Raw genomic sequence first — 1,148 nt, forward strand, 5'->3', positions numbered from 1 at the left:
CACTAATTATAATTCGATTCAAAAATCCATCAGATCATAAGTTATTATAATTGACGTATGTCATGGAATCATAAACATTATCCTTTCGAGTCTTGGAATAAGGAACAAGATTTAAATACAGCAATGCAAAATTCAGTTAATTGGTACTTCGAACGTATTAGTAATCAAATACCAAAGAACTATACTGCGGCTCAACTCAAGCAATTAAATTATGGTAATGAAAACTTGGGAAGTTATAAAAGCTATTGGATGGAAGATAGTTTGAAAATATCTAATCTTGAACAAGTAATAGTTTTTAAAAATATGATGGAACAAAATAACCATTTTAGTAAAAAAGCAAAGAATCAATTATCTTCTTCATTATTGATTAAGAAAAATGAAAAGTATGAACTGTATGGGAAAACAGGTACAGGTATAGTAAACGGGAAGTATAATAATGGGTGGTTTGTAGGTTACGTAATTACAAATCATGATAAGTATTATTTTGCTACACATTTATCAGATGGAAAGCCGTCTGGGAAAAATGCTGAATTAATCAGTGAAAAAATATTAAAAGAAATGGGTGTTTTAAATGGCCAATAAGCAAGTTGAAATATCTATGGCTGAATGGGATGTTATGAATATAATATGGGATAAAAAATCAGTATCAGCTAATGAAATTGTAGTTGAAATTCAAAAATATAAAGAAGTTAGCGATAAAACGATTAGAACATTAATCACAAGACTATATAAAAAAGAGATTATAAAACGATACAAATCAGAGAATATTTATTTTTACTCATCAAATATTAAAGAAGACGATATTAAAATGAAAACTGCTAAAACCTTTCTTAATAAACTGTATGGAGGGGACATGAAAAGTTTAGTGCTGAATTTTGCGAAAAATGAAGAATTAAATAACAAAGAAATTGAAGAATTGCGAGACATTTTAAATGATATTAGTAAAAAGTAATTAGAGATATGTTTCAAACATAATACATATGTAAACTATGCTTGACTCTTATTAAATTAGTTTTGTTAATAACATTTAAAATATTTTATTAAATATGAGAGTGTCCAGAAAATAACCATTTTCTGTACACTCTTGTTTTATGTCTAAATAAGTAAGTATTACATAGAATTATGTGTTCAAAAACCCAACAAAAAAT

The 1,148-nt window shown here is 26.6% G+C and carries 1 protein-coding gene and 1 pseudogene; both read left to right on the forward strand.

Annotated features, from left to right (window positions below; all coding sequences use genetic code 11):
- Positions 1-54: 54 nt before the first annotated feature.
- A pseudogene (locus tag AB0B86_RS33505) lies at positions 55-582 on the forward strand (penicillin-binding transpeptidase domain-containing protein); the annotation flags it as partial.
- Positions 572-952, forward strand: a complete 381-nt coding sequence (gene blaI, locus AB0B86_RS33510; RefSeq protein ID WP_001284653.1) for a penicillinase repressor BlaI — start codon at positions 572-574, stop codon at positions 950-952. The pseudogene AB0B86_RS33505 and the gene blaI, both read left to right, overlap by 11 nt.
- Positions 953-1,148 lie beyond the last annotated feature (196 nt).

The organism is Micromonospora sp. NPDC049047 (genome assembly GCF_040649135.1).
Classification (GTDB): domain Bacteria; phylum Actinomycetota; class Actinomycetes; order Mycobacteriales; family Micromonosporaceae; genus Micromonospora.

Coding starts and splice junctions, on each gene's coding strand:
- blaI (WP_001284653.1), top strand. CDS start 572: ATGGCCAATAAGCAAGTTGAAATATCTATGGCTGAATGGGATGTTATG.